The organism is Enterobacter oligotrophicus (assembly GCF_009176645.1).
GTDB classification, from domain to species: Bacteria; Pseudomonadota; Gammaproteobacteria; order Enterobacterales; family Enterobacteriaceae; genus Enterobacter; species Enterobacter oligotrophicus.
This window is the reverse complement of record NZ_AP019007.1, coordinates 62,802-84,460: the sequence shown is the minus strand read 5'-3', so window position 1 is coordinate 84,460 and position 21,659 is coordinate 62,802. Positions and strand designations below refer to the sequence as shown.

Here is a 21,659-nt window from a genome sequence, read left to right as displayed (position 1 = left end):
GCCCATGAGTATGTCATCCATACCTTCGCATTCCCCATCCGGTAAGCTCTATGGCTGGGTTGAAAGGATCGGCAACAAAGTGCCACACCCTTTCCTGCTTTTTATCTATTTGATTGTGATTTTAATGGTCGCCACTGCCGTGCTCTCCGCTTTTGACGTCAGCGTGCGCAGCCCGGCAGACGGAAGTCTGGTCGCGGTAAAAAACCTGCTCAGTGTTGAAGGGTTGCACTGGTTTTTACCGAACGTGATTAAAAACTTCAGCGGCTTTGCGCCGCTGGGCGCGATCCTGGCGCTGGTGCTGGGAGCCGGGCTGGCTGAACGCGTTGGCCTGCTGCCGGCATTGATGGTGAAAATGGCCTCTCACGTCAACGCCCGTTACGCCAGCTATATGGTGCTGTTTATCGCCTTCTTCAGCCACATCTCTTCTGACGCCGCGCTGGTGATCATGCCGCCGATGGGCGCGCTGATTTTCCTCGCCGTCGGTCGTCACCCCGTGGCGGGCCTGCTGTCGGCAATTGCGGGTGTGGGCTGTGGGTTTACCGCGAATCTGCTGATCGTTACCACCGATGTGTTGCTCTCCGGTATCAGCACAGAGGCGGCGAAAACCATTGATACCGCAATGCACGTCAGCGTGATCGACAACTGGTATTTTATGGCAAGCTCGGTGATTGTCCTGACGATTGTTGGCGGGCTGATTACCGATAAGATCATCGAGCCGCGTCTGGGTAAATGGGAAGGCCGTAGCGATGAAAAGCTGGAGACGCTGAGCAAAGAGCAGCGCTCCGGTCTGCGCGTGGCCGGGATGGTCTCGCTGGCATTTATCGCCCTGGTGGCGCTGATGGTGGTGCCGGAAAACGGGGTATTGCGCGATCCGGTTAAGCATACCGTCCTGCCCTCGCCGTTTATCCAGGGCATTGTGCCGCTGATTATTCTTTTTTTCTTTGTCGTTTCACTCGCCTACGGTATCGCCACCGGCAGAATTCGCCGTCAGGGTGACCTGCCGCAGTTGATGATTGAGCCGATGAAGGAGATGGCGGGTTTTATCGTGATGGTGTTCCCGCTGGCGCAGTTCGTGGCGATGTTTAACTGGAGCAACATGGGCAAGTTTATGGCCGTCGGCCTGACCGATGCGCTGGAAGCGGCTGGTTTAAGCGGCGTTCCGGCGTTTGTTGGCCTGGCGCTGCTGTCATCGCTACTGTGTATGTTTATTGCCAGTGGTTCGGCGATCTGGTCGATTCTGGCACCCATTTTCGTGCCGATGTTTATGATGCTGGGGTTCCACCCGGCGTTCGCCCAGATCCTGTTCCGCATCGCCGACTCGTCGGTGATCCCGCTGGCTCCGGTATCGCCGTTCGTCCCGCTGTTTTTGGGCTTCCTGCAGCGCTATAAACCTGAGGCCAAACTGGGTACCTACTATTCGCTGGTCCTGCCGTATCCGCTTATCTTTTTAGGGGTATGGCTGGTGATGCTGGTGGCGTGGTATCTTGTCGGCCTGCCGATTGGGCCGGGGATATACCCGAGGCTGAACTAAGGAATGACGATGCTGAGATTACTCGAAGATAAAATTGCGACGCCGCTTGGGCCGCTGTGGGTTATCGCGGACGAGCAGTTCAATCTGCGCGCCGTTGAGTGGGAAGAGCACAGCGACCGCATGGAAGAGCTGCTCACCATTCATTATCGCGCACAGGGTTTTGAACGTATCCGTGCCGTTAATCCCGGAGGGTTGAGCGATAAACTGACGGCGTACTTCGAGGGCGATCTCAGCATCATTAATACTCTGCCTACGGCCACCGCAGGCACACCGTTCCAGCGTGAAGTGTGGCAGGCGCTGCGCAGCATTCCCTGTGGACATGTGATGCACTACGGCCAGCTCGCCGAGCAGCTCGGCCGTGCGGGTGCAGCCCGCGCGGTGGGTGCGGCAAACGGCTCAAATCCGGTCAGTATTGTCGTTCCCTGTCATCGCGTGATTGGGCGTAACGGCACCATGACGGGCTATGCCGGAGGCGTGCAGCGTAAAGAGTGGTTGCTGCGTCACGAAGGGTATCTTTTGCTGTAGATTCCAGGCTTTTAGTGCTTAATTTTCTTCCGGTTAGGCCAGAAATCCTTAATCAAGTTGTGGAATTTCAAGAAGATGGCGACACGTTGCCGTCTCTTGTCCTTATTGGTGGTTTGCCAGGCTTACGTACTTACCAAAAAGATGTTAAAATTGACCAATATCAATTAAGGCTTGAGCAAACCTATGATCCCGGAAAAGCGAATTATACGACGCATTCAGTCTGGCGGTTGTGCTATCCATTGCCAGGATTGCAGCATCAGCCAGCTCTGTATCCCGTTTACCCTGAATGAGCATGAACTCGATCAGCTTGATAATATCATCGAGCGCAAAAAGCCAATTCAGAAAGGGCAGACGCTGTTTAAAGCGGGAGACGAACTGAAATCGCTCTATGCAATCCGTTCTGGCACCATCAAAAGCTACACCATTACCGAACAGGGTGATGAGCAGATCACTGGCTTTCATCTGGCAGGTGACCTGGTTGGCTTTGACGCCATCGGTACTGGCCATCACCCGAGCTTTGCTCAGGCGCTGGAAACCTCTATGGTTTGCGAAATTCCGTTCGAAACGCTGGACGATCTCTCCGGCAAGATGCCTAATCTGCGCCAGCAGATGATGCGTCTTATGAGTGGCGAGATCAAAGGCGATCAGGACATGATTCTCCTGCTTTCCAAAAAGAATGCAGAAGAGCGTCTGGCCGCGTTTATCTACAACCTCTCCCGTCGTTTCGCAGAACGCGGTTTCTCCCCGCGAGAGTTCCGTCTGACGATGACGCGTGGTGATATCGGTAACTACCTGGGCCTGACCGTTGAAACCATCAGCCGTCTGCTGGGTCGTTTCCAGAAAAGCGGTATGCTGGCGGTGAAAGGGAAATACATCACCATCGAAAACGGTGAAGCGCTGGCGGTGCTGGCGGGCCATTCCCGCAACGTGGCATAACCCTCCTCCTGTGACAGATGCCGGATCGATAAATTTCCTGATTTATTGATCTGGCAAAAACTTCCCCCCTGTTTCATTCAAGATATATAGGTTACTCTTTTAATTACAGACTGCGGTGTCAGTTGTAAGGAGACCTGTATGGCAAAGTATCAAAACATGCTGGTGGCCATCGATCCTAATCAGGACGATCAACCAGCGTTACGACGTGCTGTGTATTTACATCAACGGATTGGCGGCAAAATCAAAGCGTTTTTGCCGATCTATGACTTCTCATATGAGATGACCACCCTTCTGTCGCCTGACGAGCGCACCGCGATGCGTCAGGGCGTAATCAGCCAGCGTACTGCGTGGATACGCGAACAGGCAAAATATTACCTGGAAGCGGGTGTGCCCATCGATATTAAAGTGGTCTGGCATAACCGTCCTTTCGAAGCCATTATCCAGGAAGTGGTGGCCGGTGGGCACGACCTGCTGCTGAAAATGGCGCACCAGCACGATAAGCTGGAATCGGTGATCTTCACGCCTACCGACTGGCATTTGCTGCGTAAATGTCCTTGCCCGGTATGGATGGTGAAAGACCAGCCGTGGCCGGAAGGCGGAAAAGCTGTTGTGGCCGTGAACCTGGCAAGTGAAGAGGATTATCACAATTCGCTCAATGAAAAGCTGGTCAAGGAGACACTTCAGCTTGCCGAACAGGTTAACCACACCGAAGTTCATCTGGTGGGGGCTTATCCGGTGACACCGATTAATATCGCCATCGAACTGCCTGAATTTGACCCGAGTGTCTATAACGACGCGATCCGCGGTCAGCACCTGCTGGCCATGAAAGCGCTACGCCAGAAATTCAGCATTGATGAGAAAATGACGCACGTGGAAAAAGGGTTGCCTGAAGAGGTGATTCCGGATCTGGCGGAACATTTACAGGCGGGGATTGTGGTACTGGGCACGATTGGCCGTACCGGTATCTCTGCCGCTTTCCTCGGCAATACCGCCGAGCAGGTGATCGACCATCTGCGCTGCGACCTGCTGGTCATTAAGCCGGATCAATACCAGACGCCGGTTGAGCTGGACGATCCAGAAGACGATTGAGCCATAAGATGAAAAAAACCGCCGGGAAACCAGCGGTTTTTTTTGCCGGGTGGCGGCTTCGCCTTACCCGGCCTACGTTTTCTCTGTCAGAGTGCTTTCAGAATCGCATCCACGCTGGCTTTGGCGTCGCCAAACAGCATATGGGTGTTCTCTTTGAAGAACAGCGGGTTCTGAACGCCCGCATAACCGGTGTTCATGGAGCGTTTGAAGACAATCACGTTCTGCGCCTTCCACACTTCCAGAACCGGCATACCAGCGATTGGGCTACGCGGATCGTCCTGCGCCGCCGGGTTAACGGTGTCGTTGGCACCAATCACCAGTACGGTGTCGGTATCGGCGAAATCATCGTTGATTTCATCCATCTCCAGCACGATGTCATAAGGCACTTTCGCCTCCGCCAGCAGCACGTTCATGTGACCAGGCAAACGGCCCGCAACCGGGTGGATACCAAAGCGTACTTTAATCCCGCGTGCGCGCAGTTTCTCCGTGATTTCCGCCACCGGATACTGCGCCTGCGCCACCGCCATGCCGTAGCCTGGAGTGATGATCACCGAATGCGAGTTTTTCAGCATATCGGCGGTGTCTTCCGCATTGATTTCACGGTGCTCACCCACTTCCTCATCGGAACCGGCAGAAGAACCGTCAGAACCAAAGCCACCGGCGATCACGCTGATGAACGAGCGGTTCATCGCTTTACACATGATGTAGGACAGGATCGCACCGGAAGAGCCGACCAGCGCACCGGTGACGATCAGCAGGTCATTGCTCAGCATAAAGCCTGCCGCCGCTGCCGCCCAACCCGAGTAGGAGTTCAGCATTGACACCACCACCGGCATATCCGCCCCGCCAATGGAGGCCACCAGATGCCAGCCGAATGCCAGCGCAATGATGGTCATCACCAGCAGCGCCAACACCTGCAGTCCCACGCTTTCGGTACGCACAAAGATCACCAGCAGTGCAAACGAGACCACCAGCGCCGCCAGGTTCATCTTATGACGGTTTGGCAGCATCAGTGGCTTAGAGGAGATCTTCCCGCGCAGCTTACCAAATGCCACAATCGACCCGGTGAAGGTGACCGCACCGATGAAGATACCGAGGAACACTTCGGTCAGGTGAATATTAACCAGAATCGGCTCCATGCCCGGTTCGTGGTAGAGATAGCTGTTGAAACCCACCAGTACCGCCGCCAGACCCACAAAGCTGTGCAGGATCGCCACCAGCTCCGGCATTTCGGTCATTTCAACGCGTTTTGCGAGACGAATACCGATGGCTCCACCGATAATCATCGCCACCAGAATCCACGCCACGTTGCCGGTGTCCGGCCCGAAGATGGTGGCAATCAGCGCAATCGCCATCCCGGCGATACCAAAGTTATTCCCCTGCTGAGACGTTTCGTGTTTGGAAAGCCCCGCCAGGCTGAAAATAAACAGGATCGCAGCAACAATGTATGCGGCTGTGACTAATCCTCCAGACATATGCTACCCCTTAGCCTTTACGAAACATTTTCAGCATGCGCTGAGTCACGGTGAAACCACCGAAAATATTGATACTGGCAATCAGCACCGCGATGAAGCTCAGGAAGCTGATCCAGCCACCGTGACCTATCTGCAGCAACGCCCCCACCACGATGATCCCGGAGATGGCGTTCGTGACCGACATCAGCGGCGTATGCAGCGCATGGGAAACGTTCCATACCACGTAGTAACCCACCACGCAGGAGAGCGCAAAGACGGTAAAGTGGCCCAGGAACTCTTTCGGCGCGACGTCAGCCAGCCAGCCAAACAGAATGATAACCAGTGCCATAATGGCGTATTTGCGCCACGGCGAAGCAGGTTTCTCTGGCTCTTTAGGTTCCGGAGCGGCTTTCGGTGCCGCCTGAGGCTGAGCAGAAACCTGAATTGGCGGCGCAGGCCAGGTGATTTCACCCTCGCGCACCACCGTTACGCCACGCACCACCACGTCTTCAAAATCTACGGTGATGTTGCCGTCTTTCTCTTTGCAGAGCAGTTTCAGCAGGTTAACAAGGTTGGTGCCGTACAGCTGGGAAGACTGGGTTGGCAGACGGCCCGGCAGATCGGTATAGCCAATCACCTTCACGCCGTTAGCGGTCGTGGTGACCTGGTTCGCCACGGTGTATTCACAGTTGCCACCGTTTTGCGCAGCCAGATCGACAATCACGCTGCCCGGCTGCATGGAATCAACCATTTCGCGGGTGATCAGCTTCGGTGCCGGTTTGCCTGGGATAAGCGCGGTAGTGACGATAATATCGACCTCTTTCGCCTGCGCAGCGAAGAGTTCCATTTCTGCTTTAATAAAGGCTTCGGACATCACCTTCGCATAACCATCACCGCTACCCGCTTCTTCCTTGAAGTCCAGTTCAAGGAATTCAGCCCCCATACTTTGAACCTGTTCCTTCACTTCAGGACGGGTATCAAAAGCACGGACAATCGCGCCCAGGCTGTTTGCTGCGCCGATCGCCGCAAGACCTGCAACGCCCGCACCAATCACCATCACTTTCGCTGGCGGAACTTTGCCCGCTGCGGTGATTTGACCGGTGAAGAAGCGACCAAATTCATGCGCCGCTTCAACGATTGCGCGATAGCCCGCGATGTTCGCCATGGAGCTCAGCGCATCCAGTGACTGCGCACGCGAAATACGCGGCACGGAGTCCATCGCCATTACCGTCACGCCACGCGCGGCCAGTTTTTCCATCAGCTCTGGATTCTGGGCCGGCCAGACAAAGCTCACCAGCGTGGTGCCCGGATTGAGCAACGCAATTTCACTCTCTTCAGGTGCATTCACCTTCAGAATGATCGGTGATTGCCAGACCTCAGCACCGTCCACCACGTCCGCGCCAGCGTGAATAAACGCTTCGTCATCGAAACTCGCCAGTTTGCCCGCGCCGCTTTCAACCGCGACGGTAAAACCCAGTTTAAGCAGTTGCTCCACCGTTTTCGGTGTCGCCGCTACGCGGGTTTCATTGGCTAACCGTTCTTTTGGTACCCCAATACGCATAGTTTTCCCTTCCATCGGTTTTTGATGATGGTTTGTCGATAAATGCCCGTGATTTGTATCAACTTTCGCCATCCTGATAACGACGACGTATGATTAACCCCGGAAATTAAAACAGTAACAAACTTTCTATAACCTACTGAAAATAGCGCCCGTGATCTACCGCCAGAAAACACTATTTCTTATTTTATCTGTGAAAAATAAGTGATCCGCGTCGCTGACAGAGATATTTACCTTAAATTCATCTCCGGGACCGATAAATCGCGCAAGCGAGGCGGTAAAAACATGATATAGCGCCATAAGAGATCAAGTTATTAACATTAAATTAACTTGTAAAAGTCATATGCTTTATCAGTTTTGCTTGTCAAACGCCTGTTTTTTCAACATATCACGAAATGTTATCGAATCGGGTCATGTTGTGAGCACGTGCTGCGAAAAATGGCGCAGACAGCGATGGGTTTTAAATGCCATAATCGGGACCGTCTCAAATTTACAACAATACCAGTACATGGTTTGCGCAAGGCGAAGGATTATTTTTATGAAACTTAAGAACACACTCCTGGCGTCCGCACTTCTTTCCGCGACCGCCCTGTCTGCGAATGCCGCAACAGAGTTAACGCCGGAGCAAGCGGCAGCGTTAAAGCCTTTTGACCAGACGGTCATTGTGGGCCGTTATAACTCCATCGGCGATGCCGTTAACGCTGCATCAAAAGCCGCTGATAAAAACGGTGCTGCTTCGTTTTACGTTCTCGACCAGTCCGATCAAGGTAACAGTGGTAACCAGCGTGTGACCATTGCGCTGTACAAAGAAAATGCGCCTGCAGCCGACGCGCCGAAAAATCGCGTGATTAACGGCATCGTAGAGCTGCCGAAAGATCAGGCCGTTGCGCTGGAACCTTACGATACCGTCACCGTTCAGGGCTTTTACCGCAGCCAGCCTGAAGTGAATGATGCCATCACCAAAGCGGCTAAACAGAAAGGGGCTTACTCTTTCTATATCGTGCGCCAGGTGGATGCTAACCAGGGTGGCAACCAGCGTATTACCGCATTCATTTATAAAGAAGATGCGAAAAAACGCGTACTGCAAAGCCCGGATGCCATTCCTGCTGATTCCGATGCGGGTCGCGCGGCATTAGCAAAAGGCGGCGAAGAGGCGAAGAAAGTGGAGATCCCTGGTGTGGCCACCTCTGCAGCACCAAGTGCTGAAGTGGGTCGTTTCTTTGAAACGCAAACCACCAAAGGTGGTCGTTACACTGTAACGCTGCCAGATGGCACCAAAATTGAAGAGCTGAACAAAGCCACTGCGGCGCAGATGGTGCCGTTCGATAGCATTAAGTTTACCGGCAACTACGGCAACATGACGGAAGTCTCTTACCAGGTTGCTAAGCGTGCGGCGAAGAAAGGTGCGAAGTATTACCACATCACCCGCCAGTGGCAGGAACGGGGTAACAACGTGACCATCAGCGCCGATCTCTACAAGTAACAGGCCTGTTGAACCAGGGCGGCGCTATGCCGCCTTTTTTATTACTTTTTTTCGAATTTCTGCCACGCATCATTGCATGCTCTCGTTACACTCCGTAAAATTCCGCGCCTTAGTGTGATCCACCATTTTTATGCGCCTTAGCGAAATAATTATTCTGGATTTGGACCTTTCATAACAGGAAGCCAATGGAAAAGAAACTTGGCCTGAGTGCTTTAACTGCACTGGTATTGAGCTCGATGCTGGGCGCGGGCGTATTCAGTTTGCCGCAAAATATGGCGGCCGTCGCCAGCCCTGCCGCGTTACTGATTGGCTGGGGTATTACCGGTGCCGGAATATTGCTGCTGGCGTTCGCCATGCTGCTGCTGACCCGCATTCGCCCGGATCTGGATGGCGGAATTTTTACCTATGCACGTGAAGGTTTCGGCGAGCTGATTGGCTTCTGTTCCGCCTGGGGTTACTGGCTGTGCGCGGTCATCGCTAACGTCTCGTATCTGGTCATTGTCTTCTCGGCACTCAGTTTCTTCACCGATACGCCCGCGCTGCGCCTGTTCGGCGATGGCAATACCTGGCAGTCCATTGTGGGAGCTTCTGTGCTGCTGTGGGTGGTTCACTGGCTGGTTCTTCGCGGTGTTCAGACCGCTGCCAGCATCAATCTGGTGGCTACGCTGGCGAAACTGGTTCCGCTCGGTTTGTTTATCGTACTGGCGTTTATCGCGTTTCGTCTTGACGTCTTCAGGCTTGATTTCACCGGCATTGCGCTGGGCGTTCCCGTCTGGGAGCAGGTCAAAAACACCATGCTGATCACCCTGTGGGTGTTCATCGGCGTTGAGGGTGCCGTGGTGGTTTCCGCACGAGCGCGTAATAAGCGCGATGTCGGTCGCGCGACGCTGCTGGCCGTGCTGGCTGCGTTAGGCGTGTATCTGCTGGTGACGCTGCTGTCGCTGGGCGTGGTGGCGCGTCCTGAACTGGCGGAAATGCGTAACCCGTCCATGGCCGGGCTGATGGTAAAAATGCTCGGTTCCTGGGGCGACGTAGTGATTGCCGCAGGTCTGATTGTTTCTGTCTGCGGGGCTTACCTGAGCTGGACGATTATGGCTGCAGAAGTTCCGTTCCTGGCCGCTACGCACAAGGCGTTTCCGCGCCTGTTTGCACAACAGAATAAGAACAATGCACCGTCCGCCTCGTTATGGCTTACCAACATCAGCGTGCAGGTCTGCCTGGTGCTGATCTGGCTCACAGGTTCAGACTATAACACCCTGCTGACCATCGCCTCTGAAATGATTCTGGTACCCTATTTCTTAGTGGGTGCGTATCTGCTAAAAATCGCGACCCGTCCGGCGCACTATGCCGTGGGCGTCGGTGCCTGTATTTACGGGCTATGGTTGTTGTATGCTTCCGGGCCTATGCACCTGCTGCTGTCGGTGGTGTTGTATGCACCAGGTCTGCTGGTGTTTATCTACGCCCGCCGCACGCATCAACTGGATAACGCGCTTAAGCGCCGCGAGATGGCCTTGATTGGGCTGCTTTTAGTGGCTGCCGTACCGGCAATGTGGACGTTAATGGGATAGCACCGTCTTTCCCATTGTTGAACTGAAAAGGAGAATACGATGGGAAAAGCGCAGCAACGCCCAATTCTGATTACTGGCGCAGGCCGTCGCATCGGCCTCGCCCTCGCCCATCATTTTCTCAACCTTCGCCACCCGGTGATTGTTAGCTACCGCCGTGAATACCCTTCGATTGAAGGGCTCCGGAAAGCCGGTGCAACCTGTATTCAGGCAGATTTTTCGACCGATGAGGGCATTCTTGCCTTTGCGGAAAAGGTCAAATCCACCACTGACGGATTGCGGGCCATAATTCACAACGCCAGCGCATGGCTTCCTGAAAAGCCGGACACTCCGCTCAGCGAGACGCTCGCCTGCATGATGCAAATCCACGTCAACGCGCCGTATTTGCTCAACCACGCTCTGCAGGATCTGCTCCGCGGCCACGGGCATGCCGCAGGGGATATTATTCACTTTACCGACTATGTGGTAGAGCGCGGGAGCGACAAACACATTGCCTATGCCGCGAGCAAGGCGGCGCTGGATAACATGACACGCTCGTTTGCCCGCAAACTGGCACCGGAAGTAAAAGTGAACGCGGTCGCCCCATCGCTGATTTTGTTTAACGAGGGGGATGACGCCGAGTACCGCCAGCAGGCGCTCAATAAGTCGTTGATGAAAATCGCGCCCGGTGAAAAAGAGGTCATTGATCTGATCGATTATCTGCTGACCAGCTGTTACGTCACTGGCAGAACCTTTGCGGTGGATGGTGGTCGCCCACTACGCTAGTGGAAACGGCTCCAGAAGAAGATCAACACCCAGGCGCTGAGGCTCCAGCACACGACCGCCCCGCCCAGCGCCAGCGGAAGGCGCAGAAAACCGGTGAAATACCATAGCGACAGCAGATAGAGAAAGTAAGGAATAATAGACCACATACCGAACACAATAGTGGCGCGCAGCGCTTCAATGCCGCGCTCAGAGGCCACAATGTAATGGGCAATCAGCGCGAAAGTCGGGAACAACGGAATCAGCCCGGCAATATAGTAATTCTTCGTTTTTGCCAGAACGCCAATCAGCAACACCACCAGCGCACCCAGCGCGGCTTTAATCACCAGCCCCATACTTTTTCCCATAACAATCAAGTAACAATGTAATTCAGAATAACGGAACTGGCGCTAATTTTGAAAGATTAATGGAAGGTTAAGGTTGCGCGGTGTATGTTGGCTTTTTTTCGCGATAACTGACGTTGTATGACAAAGATTGTTTATGTAGAGGACGAACCCGAAGTTGGGCAGTTGATTGCCGCTTACCTGGGGAAACATGATATGGACGTCATCGTTGAACCTCGTGGCGATCGCGCTGAAGAGGTTGTGGTGCGAGAAAACCCGGACCTGGTGCTGCTGGATATCATGCTGCCCGGCAAAGATGGCATGACGCTTTGCCGCGACCTGCGCACCCAATGGGACGGCCCGATCGTACTGCTGACCTCTCTGGACAGCGACATGAACCATATTTTATCCCTCGAAATGGGGGCTAACGACTACATCCTGAAGACAACGCCACCCGCGGTATTACTGGCCCGCTTACGGCTGCATTTGCGCCAGCGTGCCAGCAGCGAGCGTGAAACCCCCGCCCCCGCTTTAACGCCGCATAAAGCCCTGCGTTTTGGTACGTTGTCAATCGACCCGGTTAACCGGCAGGTGCTGCTCTCCGGTGAGGTGATTGCGCTCTCCACGGCCGATTTTGATCTTCTGTGGGAGCTGGCTACCCATGCCGGGCAGATTATGGATCGCGATGCGTTGCTGAAAAATCTGCGCGGCGTGAGTTATGACGGAATGGATCGCAGTGTTGATGTCGCCATTTCTCGCCTGCGTAAAAAGCTGCTGGATAACGCAACCGAGCCATACCGTATTAAAACCGTGCGTAATAAGGGCTACCTTTTTGCCCCACACGCCTGGGAAACCTGATAAGGAAGCCCCTCCGGGGGCGTAAAATAAGAAAACCACGAACCACATTTATCATTGTTCTTGAATGAGGTGTGAAGAAACAGAATATAACGTTTAATACGAAGTATACTTTACCCACCTGTCAACACCCATCTGTGTTAACTTCTGCATCCAGAAACAAACAAAAACATATCTAATGGGTTATCTGCCCAAAGGGGAATATACATACAATCCTGCAAGCGACATTACTGATCAAAAATCCGCCATTCGCTTCGGGAATACGTTCAAATTTTGTATACGTACAATCTCAATCATTACATTATCCTCATGAAAACAAAGGAGATATATTTCTAAATTAAAAAATCCCGATCATTTTCAACAACTTACGAGATTGCTGATTCCTGGATCACGTGCTAAACATTATAAGCTGAAAATTGTTTAATGATAGAGGTATAGCGATGTCATGGAGAGTCATTAGCTCGATTATTTGCCCTAATACTGGGATCGTTTATTCCAGCATTCTGGGTCTTAAGTTTCTGAAGCTGATTATATGGTATGAAAGCGATGTGTATTTATACCCTGGAGACAGAATATACCCGACTAAAAATGGAATTTTTATTAATGGCATTTACAGCCCTATATCCCTTTACAACGTGTCGCCTTATAATGAAATGTTATGGAATGAAATAAAGAATAAAATGGCCTGTCCGTTTAATAAAAATAAGGATGAAAATAGCTGTTCCTTTTCTTCTCATTGCAATGCGCGTAAATGTCCACATGGATTTTCCACCAATCCACTGATTGTGAGTGCTACCCAAAACAGGCATTAACGCTGGACAGCGTTATACATCCGATCGACGTAGATATATGCCGGGGATCAGAATATGCTTCTGAACCTGAGGTGCGGGGGTTACACTGATGCCCCATAGCGCCCCCACAAAATGAGGGCGCTAAGTCTATGTATTTGGGTGGAATTCAATGAAAAAGCTGTTCGTGCAGTTTTATCTTCTTTTGTTCGTCTGCTTCCTGGTGATGACCATGCTGGTCGGGCTGGTCTATAAGTTTACCGCCGAGCGTGCAGGCCGACAGTCTCTGGATGACCTGATGAAAAGTTCGCTCTACCTGATGCGAAGCGAACTGCATGAAATTCCCCCGCATGACTGGGCGCGCACCTTGAAAGAGCTGGATCTTAATCTTTCGTTTGATTTACGCATTGAACCGCTAAAAGACTTCGATTTAGATCCTCCAACCCTGCAACGACTGCGCGACGGGGATATCGTCGCGCTGGATGAGAAGTACACCTTTATTCAGCGCATCCCGCGCAGCCACTACGTTCTGGCCGTGGGGCCGGTGCCTTATCTCTATTATCTGCACCAGATGCGGCTGCTGGATATGGCATTGCTGGCCTTTATTGCCATTTCACTGGCTTTCCCGGTCTTTATCTGGATGCGTCCTCACTGGCAGGACATGCTCAGGCTGGAAGCCGCCGCGCAGCGTTTTGGCGAAGGTCACTTTACCGAGCGAATTCATTTCGACAGCGGTTCCAGTTTTGAACGTCTGGGCGTGGCGTTTAACCAGATGGCTGATAACATCAACGCGTTGATTGCCAGCAAGAAACAGCTGATAGACGGGATCGCGCACGAACTGCGTACACCGCTGGTTCGCCTGCGCTATCGGCTGGAGATGAGCGAAAACCTCACAGAGGTAGAGTCGCAGGCGCTTAACCGCGATATCGGCCAGCTTGAAGCGCTGATTGAAGAACTGTTGACCTATGCCCGCCTCGATCGCCCGCAAAATGAGCTGCATCTCAGCACGCCCGATCTGCCCGCCTGGCTGCAAACGCATATCGACGATGTACAGAGCGTCAACCCACAGCGAACGCTGTTGATGAGCGTCACCGCCGGTGATTATGGCGCGCTGGATATGCGCCTGATGGAACGCGTGCTGGATAACCTGATGAATAACGCCCTGCGCTATAGCGAGAGCACGTTGCGGATAGGCCTGGATTTACAGGGTAATCAGGCCAGCCTGTCGGTAGAGGATGATGGGCCCGGTATTGCCCCGGATGAGCGCGAAAAAGTGTTCGAGCCGTTTGTGCGCCTTGACCCCAGCCGTGACCGCGCCACCGGAGGCTGCGGCCTGGGGCTGGCGATAGTCAGCTCTATCGCGCAGGCGATGGGTGGCTCGGTTCGTTGTGAAGAGAGTGAGCTTGGCGGCGCGCGTTTCTGCTTTAGCTGGCCTGTGTATCACCTGCTCCCCCTTCCCGTTCCTGCCTGACCTTAACCGCAAACCGCACGCTGGCTTGACTCAGCGTGTTGTGCTATACCGTAAGTATGTTGTAACTAATTAAGGGTTAACATGGCGACGTATGACCTTATCGACAGGCTGAACACCACCTTTCGGGAAATAGAACACGAGTTACTGACGCTGGCTGAACGTCTGCAGACTTGTCGGTTGCTGGCTGCGCGCGTTTTTTCCCTGCCTGATGTAGCCAAAGGCACAGAGCACGACCCGCTGGAAACCATTGAGGTGAAACAGCATATCGGCAACACGGCGCTGGAGTTAACGCTGCAACACTACCGCCGCCTGTTTATTCAGCAGCAGTCAGAAAATCGCAGCAGTAAGGCTGCCGTACGCCTGCCTGGCGTGATCTGCCTGCAAACTGACGCCGCAACGCGTGAATCACTGGAAGCGCAAATTACGCATATTAATACGCTGAAAGCTGCGTTTGAAAAGATCGTTACCGTTGAGTCGGGCCTGGCCCCTGCCGCCCGTTTTGAGTGGGTGCATCGCCAGCTTCCGGGATTAATTACGCTCAATGCCTACCGCTCGCTGACGGTGCTGCGCCATCCCGCCACGCTTCGCTTCGGCTGGGCCAACAAGCACATCATCAAAAACTTTACCCGCGATGAGATCCTGGCGCAGCTGGAGAAAAGCCTGAAAGCGCCGCGCACGGTCGCGCCGTGGTCGCGTGAGCAGTGGATTGAACGGCTGGAGCAGGAGTACCACAGCATCGCCTCGTTACCGGCTGACGTGCGTCTCAAGATAAAGCGCCCGGTGAAGGTGCAACCTATCGCCCGCGTCTGGTATTCCGGGCAACAAAAGCAGGTGCAGTATGCCTGCCCAACGCCGTTGATTGCGCTCTATGATGCCGATCAGGGTGCGGTGGTGCCGGATATCGGAGAGCTGTTGAATTACGATGCCGAAAACGTTCAGCATCGCTATAAACCGCAGGCACAGCCGCTGCAATTGATTATTCCGCGGCTGCACCTGTATGTGGCGAAATGATTATTTCATGCTGCCAACCATCTCTTCAGGACGGACCCAGCTGTCAAATTCAGCGTCCGTCAGGTAGCCCAGCGCCAGCGCGGAGGCTTTCAGCGTCAGCCCCTCTTTGTGCGCTTTTTTGGCGATCTCAGCGGCTTTGTCGTAGCCAATGTGGGTGTTGAGCGCGGTGACCAGCATCAGAGATTCATTGAGCAACTGGCTGATACGCTCACGATTCGGCTCAATCCCGACCGCGCAGTGCTCGTTGAAGCTCTCCATACCGTCGGCCAGCAGACGTACTGACTGAAGAACATTGTGGATGACCATCGGGCGATAAACGTTCAGTTCAAAGTTCCCCGACGCGCCGCCCATGTTAACAGCCACATCGTTGCCCATCACCTGACAGCAGAGCATAGTCATGGCTTCACACTGGGTCGGGTTCACTTTTCCGGGCATGATGGAGCTGCCCGGCTCATTTTCCGGAATGCTGATTTCACCGATACCACAGCGCGGCCCTGAGGCCAGCCAGCGCACGTCGTTGGCGATCTTCATCAGCGAAGCCGCCAGCCCTTTCAGCGCACCGTGGGTATGAACCAGCGCATCACAGGTGGCAAGTGCTTCAAATTTGTTCGGCGCAGTGACAAACGGCTGACCGGTGATACTCGCCAGTTCTTCTGCCACGCGCACAGCATATTCCGGATGGGTGTTAAGCCCTGTCCCGACAGCCGTCCCCCCCAGCGCCAGCTCCGCAAGGTGTGGCAGACTGTGCTCAATGTGCTTCAGGTTGTGCTCCAGCATCGCCACCCAGCCGGAAATCTCCTGGCCGAGCGTCAGCGGCGTGGCGTCCTGCAGGTGCGTGCGGCCGATTTTGACAATATCGCGGAAAGCCTGCGCTTTCTCATTGAGCGTGTTCTTCAGCACGTTCAACTGCGGGATCAGCTGTTCACGGATGGCGATCACCGCCGCCACGTGCATAGCCGTCGGAAACACGTCGTTAGAGCTTTGGCTCTTGTTCACGTCATCGTTCGGGTGAACCTTACGTTCCATACCGCGCACGCCGCCCAGCAGTTCGCTTGCCCGGTTCGCCAGCACTTCGTTCATGTTCATGTTACTTTGCGTGCCGGAACCGGTCTGCCAGATGGCGAGGGGGAATTCATCGGGATGTTTGCCTGCCAGCACTTCATCGGCAGCATTGATGATGGCGGTCGCTTTGTCCGTCGCCAGCAGACCCAGATCCTGGTTCACTTTAGCTGCAGCGCGTTTGGTCAGGGCCAGCGCCTGGATCAGCGAGACGGGCATCTTCTCGGTTGAAATACGGAAATGCTCCAGCGAACGCTGGGTTTGCGCGCCCCATAGCTTGTCGGCCGGGACGTCGATCGCGCCCATCGAGTCTTTCTCACTGCGATGCGTTGTCATTACTTTCTCCTTGATGATAAAAGATGGATTGCTCACATGCTTAAGAGATAAGTATTGATGACTTCTGAAAAACATTATGGCGCTTTGTGCGCTCTTTTGGGTGTCGGGTGGCGGCTTCGCCTTACCCGACCTACGAGAATGTAGGCCGGGTAAGCGTCAGCGCCACCCGGCATTTTCTTCAGACTACTTCACACATGCCGAACACTGAGACGACTGGATCTGTTTGAAGAAGTCATTGCCTTTGTCATCCACGAGGATAAACGCCGGGAAGTCTTCCACTTCAATTTTCCAGATCGCTTCCATACCCAGTTCCGGGTATTCCACGCACTCCAGGCTCTTAATGCTGCCCTGCGCCAGCACCGCCGCCGGGCCGCCGATGCTGCCCAGGTAGAAGCCGCCGTGCTTGTGGCACGCGTCCGTCACCTGCTGGCTACGGTTGCCTTTCGCCAGCATGATCATGCTGCCGCCGTTGGCCTGCAACTGATCAACGTACGAGTCCATACGGCCCGCCGTGGTTGGGCCTAACGAACCGGAGGCATAACCTTCTGGCGTTTTTGCCGGACCTGCGTAGTAGATCGGGTGATCTTTAATGTACTGTGGCAGCCCTTCACCGTTGTCCAGACGCTCTTTCAGTTTCGCATGCGCGATGTCACGGCCCACGATAATCGTCCCGTTCAGGGAGAGGCGCGTCGAGACAGGGTATTGGGACAACTGCGCGAGGATCTCTTTCATCGGACGGTTCAGGTCAACGCGAACCGCTTCGCCCTCACCCGCTTTACGCAGCGCTTCCGGGATATATTTGCCTGGGTTATTTTCCAGTTTTTCGATCCAGATGCCGTCGCGGTTGATCTTCGCTTTAATGTTACGATCCGCCGAGCAGGACACGCCCATCCCGACCGGGCAGGAGGCACCGTGACGCGGCAGACGGATCACGCGAATATCGTGCGCGAAATATTTACCGCCAAACTGTGCGCCGAGCCCCAGATTCTGCGCTTCGGTCAGCAATTCCTGTTCCAGTTGAATATCGCGGAACGCCTGGCCGTGCTCGTTCCCTTCGGTTGGCAGACCGTCGTAGTATTTGGTCGACGCCAGCTTTACCGTCTTCAGGGTGCTTTCTGCCGATGTACCGCCAATCACAAAGGCGATATGGTACGGCGGACATGCTGCTGTACCCAACGTGCGCATTTTCTCAACCAGATAGTTTTTCAGCTTGCCCGGCGTGAGCAGCGCTTTGGTTTCCTGGTAGAGATAGGTTTTGTTCGCTGAACCGCCGCCTTTGGCGATGCAGAGGAATTTGTACTCGTCGCCATCCACGCTGTAGAGATCAATCTGCGCGGGCAGGTTCGTGCCGGTATTCACCTCTTTGTACATATCCAGCGCCGCGTTTTGCGAGTAGCGCAGATTGTCTTCGGTGTAGGTGTTATAAACGCCGCGCGCGAGTGCGGCTTCATCACCGCCCCCAGTCCAGACGCGCTGGCCTTTTTTGCCGGTGATAATCGCGGTGCCGGTATCCTGACAGGTCGGCAGAATGCCTTTCGCTGCGATATCGGAGTTACGCAGGAACTGCAGCGCAACGTATTTATCGTTTTCGCTGGCCTGCGGGTCGTTAAGGATATCGGCAACCTGCTGCTGATGCGCCGGACGGAGCATAAAGGAGGCATCGTGGAAGGCTTGCTGCGCCAGCAGCGTTAGCGCCTGGGGGTCAACCTTGAGGATCTCCTGCCCTTCAAATTCAGAGACAGAAACGTAATCGCGGGTTAACAGATAATACTCGGTCTGATCCTTACTGAGGGGAAAAGGATCTTGATAATGAAAGGGTTTGTTCGACATTGTTCTCTCACTTACTGCTTCGGTCTGGTTATTTGGGCAGATGTTCCGCTGCCCGCTTAAAAGCGAGTCAGCTTATCCTACACAATTTTTTAACAAAAACTGAGACTAGTACGACTTTTTACATCCGCAGGTTACTTCCACGCGGTTTATTGCTTTAATACCCGAAGTTAATTCCACATTTGAATCAGGGCTTGATAATGCAAAAACTCATCAACTCAGTGCAAAACTACGCCTGGGGAAGTAAAACTGCGTTAACGGATCTCTACGGTATCGCGAATCCAGACAACCTGCCGATGGCAGAACTGTGGATGGGCGCACACCCGAAGAGCAGCTCAAAAATCGAGGACGCAAGCGGCCAGGTTCGCAGCCTGCGTGACGTGATTGACGCTGACAAATCTGCGCTGCTGGGCGACAAGGTTGCCAACCGCTTTGGCGAGCTACCGTTCCTGTTTAAGGTTCTGTGTGCAGACCAGCCGCTTTCCATTCAGGTGCACCCGAACAAAAAGGCTTCTGAAATTGGCTTCGCAAAAGAGAATGCGGCGGGTATTCCGTTAGACGCCGCCGAGCGCAACTACAAAGATCCTAACCACAAGCCGGAGCTGGTTTTCGCCCTGACGCCATTCCTGGCGATGAACGCCTTCCGTGAGTTCTCTGAGATTATCTCTTTGCTGCAACCGGTCGCAGGGGCGAATACCGCCATTGCCCACTTCCTGGAAAACCCGAATTCAGAGGCGCTGAGCCAGCTGTTTGCCAGCCTGCTCAATATGCAAGGTGAAGAAAAATCCCATGCGCTGGCGGTGCTAAAAGCAGCGCTTAACAACCAGCAAGGCGAACCGTGGGACACCATCCGCATTATTGCGACATTTTACCCTGACGACAGCGGCCTGTTCTCTCCGCTACTGTTAAACGTGGTCAAGCTAAACCCAGGCGAAGCGATGTTCCTGTTTGCCGAAACGCCGCACGCCTATCTGCAGGGCGTGGCGCTGGAGGTAATGGCAAACTCCGATAACGTGCTGCGCGCGGGCCTGACGCCGAAATACATTGATATTCCGGAGCTGGTTGCTAACGTGAAATTTGTCGCGAAGCCTGCGGATGAGCTGCTGACTCAGCCGGTGAAAAAAGGTGCAGAGCTGGACTTCCCTATCCCGGTTGACGATTTTGCGTTCTCTTTGCACGATCTGAGCGATGCTGAAACCGCCATCGCCCAGGACAGTGCAGCGATCCTGTTCTGTGTGGAAGGCGAAGCCGTTCTGAATAAAGGTGAACAACGTCTGGTACTTAAGCCAGGTGAGTCGGCGTTTGTTGCGGCTAACGAGTCGCCTGTCAGCATCAGCGGCAGCGGTCGTCTGGCACGTGTTTTCAATAAACTTTAAGGACTTACTGAATTATTTAACAACTCTTGCTAAGCTAGTTAAAGGCTTTATATCACCGGGCGGTTTTTACCGCCTGGTTTCATTTTAGGGATAGTCGCAATGAAAAAATCGGTCGTAGCGGTAGGAGTGATTGTTGCATTAGGCGTTATCTGGACGGGTGCCTCCTGGTATACCGGGAAACAGCTGGAAAGCCGTCTGGCAGAAATGATGACGCAGGCAAACAGCGAAATTAAGCGCAGCGCACCAGAAGCCGGCGTGGAGCTGAGCTATCAAAATTATCAGCGCGGCGTATTTACCAGCCATATGCAGGTTGTTGTTAAGCCCGTTGCCGGTAACCAGAACGCGTGGCTGAAACCGGGCCAGAGCGTGGTACTGGATGAAGAGGTCAGCCATGGCCCGTTCCCGCTGGCGCAGTTAAAATCCTTTAACCTGATCCCTTCAATGGCATCAGCGAAAACGGTTCTGGTTAATAACGAAGTGACGAAGCCGCTGTTCGACCTGGCCAAAAATGCGTCGCCATTCGAGATTAACACCCGCATCAGCTATGCCGGTGACACACGTTCTGATATCGACCTGAAAGCACTGAACTACGAAAACGGTAACGAGAAAGTCGCCTTCAGCGGCGGTACTTTCCAGCTTGATGCCGATCGTGACGGAAAAAATGTTTCTCTGACTGGCGATGCGCAAAGCGGTCTGGTCAATGCCGTCAACGAGTACAACCAGAAAGTTCAGTTAACGTTCAACAACCTGAAAGCCAGCGGCAACAGCCGTATGACCGATTTTGATGAGCGTATTGGCGATCAGAAATTCAGTCTCGATAAACTTGCCATTGCGATTGAAGGCAAAGAGATGGCCGTGCTGGAAGGCATGGATCTGGACGGTAAGTCCGACGTGTCCAAAGATGGCAAAAGCATCAATACCCAACTGGATTACACGCTGAAAAGCCTGAAAGTGCAGAATCAGGATCTGGGCAACGGCAAACTTTCGCTGAAAATTGGCAATATCGACGGCCAGGCGTGGCATGCGTTTAGCCAGAAATACAGCAAAGAGAGCCAGGCCTTGCTGACCGATGCCGCGCTTCAGCAAAATCCTGAAGTTTATCAGCAACAAGCCATGGCAGTGCTGTTCAACAACCTGCCCATTCTGCTGAAAGGCGAACCGGTCATCACCATCGCGCCGCTGAGCTGGAAAAACAGCAAGGGCGAAACCAACTTTAACCTGTCACTGTTCCTGAAAGATCCGGCAACTGCCACCGGCGAGCCACAGACGCTGGCGCAGGAGGTGGATCGCAGCGTGAAGTCTCTCGACAGCAAGCTGACCATTCCAATGGACATGGCGACCGAGTTCATGACCCAGATTGCTAAACTGGAAGGCTATGGCGAAGAAGACGCCGGCAAGCTGGCGAACCAGCAGGTGAAAGGCCTGGCGGCGATGGGCCAGATGTTCCGCATCACGAAGGTGGAAGACAACACCATTTCCACCAGCCTGCAGTATGCCAACGGCCAGGTCACACTCAACGGCGACAAAATGCCGCTGGAGGACTTTGTCGGGATGTTTGGGATGCCGACGCTGGGGATGCCGGAACCGGCTGCACCGCAGCAGTAAACAGCAAAACCCCTCATATGAGGGGTTTTTTATTGCCGGGTGGCGCTGACGCTTACCCGGCCTACGATTCCGGGCCGTTGTAGGCCCGTGCAAGCGCAGCGCCGC

General features: G+C 53.8%; 18 protein-coding genes. 13 read left to right on the top strand and 5 right to left on the bottom strand.

Going from position 1 to position 21,659, the window contains the following annotated elements:
- Positions 1–4 precede the first annotated feature (4 nt).
- The 4 genes from abgT to uspE all read left to right on the top strand — a co-directional run bounded on the left by abgT (position 5) and on the right by uspE (position 4,081).
- Positions 5–1,531 carry a p-aminobenzoyl-glutamate transporter gene (gene abgT, locus EoCCA6_RS00440; protein WP_152080952.1) on the top strand — a complete coding sequence of 509 codons (1,527 nt, stop codon included), beginning with the start codon at positions 5–7 and terminating at the stop codon, positions 1,529–1,531.
- 9 nt (positions 1,532–1,540) lie between these two features.
- Positions 1,541–2,056: a methylated-DNA--[protein]-cysteine S-methyltransferase gene (gene ogt, locus EoCCA6_RS00435; RefSeq protein WP_152080951.1), complete on the top strand. Its 516-nt coding sequence runs from the start codon at positions 1,541–1,543 to the stop codon at positions 2,054–2,056.
- Positions 2,057–2,239: 183 nt separating this feature from the next.
- On the top strand, positions 2,240–2,992 hold the full coding sequence (gene fnr, locus EoCCA6_RS00430) for a fumarate/nitrate reduction transcriptional regulator Fnr (protein ID WP_014070017.1): 753 nt from the start codon (positions 2,240–2,242) through the stop codon (positions 2,990–2,992).
- A 138-nt stretch (positions 2,993–3,130) separates the two neighbouring features.
- Positions 3,131–4,081 carry a universal stress protein UspE gene (gene uspE / locus EoCCA6_RS00425; RefSeq protein WP_152080950.1) on the top strand — a complete coding sequence of 317 codons (951 nt, stop codon included), beginning with the start codon at positions 3,131–3,133 and terminating at the stop codon, positions 4,079–4,081.
- An 86-nt stretch (positions 4,082–4,167) separates the two neighbouring features.
- On the opposite strand, the gene pntB is transcribed toward uspE, so the two are convergent.
- Both pntB and pntA read right to left on the bottom strand, forming a co-directional pair.
- Positions 4,168–5,556: a Re/Si-specific NAD(P)(+) transhydrogenase subunit beta gene (gene pntB, locus EoCCA6_RS00420; protein WP_152080949.1), complete on the bottom strand. Its 1,389-nt coding sequence runs from the start codon at positions 5,554–5,556 to the stop codon at positions 4,168–4,170.
- Positions 5,557–5,566: 10 nt separating this feature from the next.
- A complete protein-coding gene (gene pntA / locus EoCCA6_RS00415) occupies positions 5,567–7,096 on the bottom strand; it encodes a Re/Si-specific NAD(P)(+) transhydrogenase subunit alpha (RefSeq protein WP_152080948.1) in 1,530 nt (509 codons plus the stop codon).
- 535 nt (positions 7,097–7,631) lie between these two features.
- Between pntA and ydgH the strand changes: the two genes are divergently transcribed.
- From ydgH to folM, 3 genes are all read left to right on the top strand, one after another.
- Entirely contained in the window at positions 7,632–8,576 is a 945-nt protein-coding gene (gene ydgH / locus EoCCA6_RS00405) for a DUF1471 family protein YdgH (protein ID WP_152080947.1), read from the top strand.
- A gap of 185 nt (positions 8,577–8,761) precedes the next feature.
- Positions 8,762–10,144, top strand: coding sequence for an amino acid permease (locus EoCCA6_RS00400; protein ID WP_152080946.1), 1,383 nt, complete (start codon positions 8,762–8,764; stop codon positions 10,142–10,144).
- A gap of 39 nt (positions 10,145–10,183) precedes the next feature.
- Positions 10,184–10,906: a dihydromonapterin reductase gene (gene folM / locus EoCCA6_RS00395; RefSeq protein ID WP_152080945.1), complete on the top strand. Its 723-nt coding sequence runs from the start codon at positions 10,184–10,186 to the stop codon at positions 10,904–10,906.
- On the opposite strand, the gene EoCCA6_RS00390 is transcribed toward folM, so the two are convergent.
- A complete protein-coding gene (locus EoCCA6_RS00390; RefSeq protein WP_152084370.1) occupies positions 10,903–11,238 on the bottom strand; it encodes a GlpM family protein in 336 nt (111 codons plus the stop codon). The genes folM and EoCCA6_RS00390 overlap by 4 nt on opposite strands.
- A gap of 129 nt (positions 11,239–11,367) precedes the next feature.
- Between EoCCA6_RS00390 and rstA the strand changes: the two genes are divergently transcribed.
- The 4 genes from rstA (at position 11,368) to tus (ending at position 15,351) form a co-directional block, all read left to right on the top strand.
- The gene (rstA, locus tag EoCCA6_RS00385; protein ID WP_152080944.1) at positions 11,368–12,084 is read left to right on the top strand and encodes a two-component system response regulator RstA; all 717 of its coding nucleotides are present in this window, start codon (positions 11,368–11,370) and stop codon (positions 12,082–12,084) included.
- 437 nt (positions 12,085–12,521) lie between these two features.
- Positions 12,522–12,893, top strand: a complete 372-nt coding sequence (iraM, locus tag EoCCA6_RS00380; RefSeq protein ID WP_152080943.1) for an anti-adapter protein IraM — start codon at positions 12,522–12,524, stop codon at positions 12,891–12,893.
- Between the two features lie 148 nt (positions 12,894–13,041).
- On the top strand, positions 13,042–14,340 hold the full coding sequence (gene rstB, locus EoCCA6_RS00375) for a two-component system sensor histidine kinase RstB (RefSeq protein WP_152080942.1): 1,299 nt from the start codon (positions 13,042–13,044) through the stop codon (positions 14,338–14,340).
- Between the two features lie 81 nt (positions 14,341–14,421).
- Complete coding sequence (gene tus, locus EoCCA6_RS00370; protein ID WP_152080941.1) at positions 14,422–15,351, top strand: DNA replication terminus site-binding protein; 930 nt, start codon at positions 14,422–14,424, stop codon at positions 15,349–15,351.
- Here the strand turns inward: tus and fumC are convergent, their stop codons facing one another.
- The gene (gene fumC / locus EoCCA6_RS00365) at positions 15,352–16,746 is read right to left on the bottom strand and encodes a class II fumarate hydratase (RefSeq protein ID WP_152080940.1); all 1,395 of its coding nucleotides are present in this window, start codon (positions 16,744–16,746) and stop codon (positions 15,352–15,354) included. It lies immediately after the preceding gene.
- 183 nt (positions 16,747–16,929) lie between these two features.
- Entirely contained in the window at positions 16,930–18,576 is a 1,647-nt protein-coding gene (gene fumA / locus EoCCA6_RS00360; protein ID WP_152080939.1) for a class I fumarate hydratase FumA, read from the bottom strand.
- 197 nt (positions 18,577–18,773) lie between these two features.
- Here fumA and manA point away from each other — a divergent pair, with 197 nt between their 5' ends.
- Together manA and EoCCA6_RS00350 are read left to right on the top strand one after the other, a co-directional pair.
- Complete coding sequence (gene manA, locus EoCCA6_RS00355; RefSeq protein WP_152080938.1) at positions 18,774–19,949, top strand: mannose-6-phosphate isomerase; 1,176 nt, start codon at positions 18,774–18,776, stop codon at positions 19,947–19,949.
- Between the two features lie 99 nt (positions 19,950–20,048).
- Positions 20,049–21,554 carry a YdgA family protein gene (locus tag EoCCA6_RS00350; RefSeq protein ID WP_152080937.1) on the top strand — a complete coding sequence of 502 codons (1,506 nt, stop codon included), beginning with the start codon at positions 20,049–20,051 and terminating at the stop codon, positions 21,552–21,554.
- Positions 21,555–21,659: the final 105 nt, after the last annotated feature.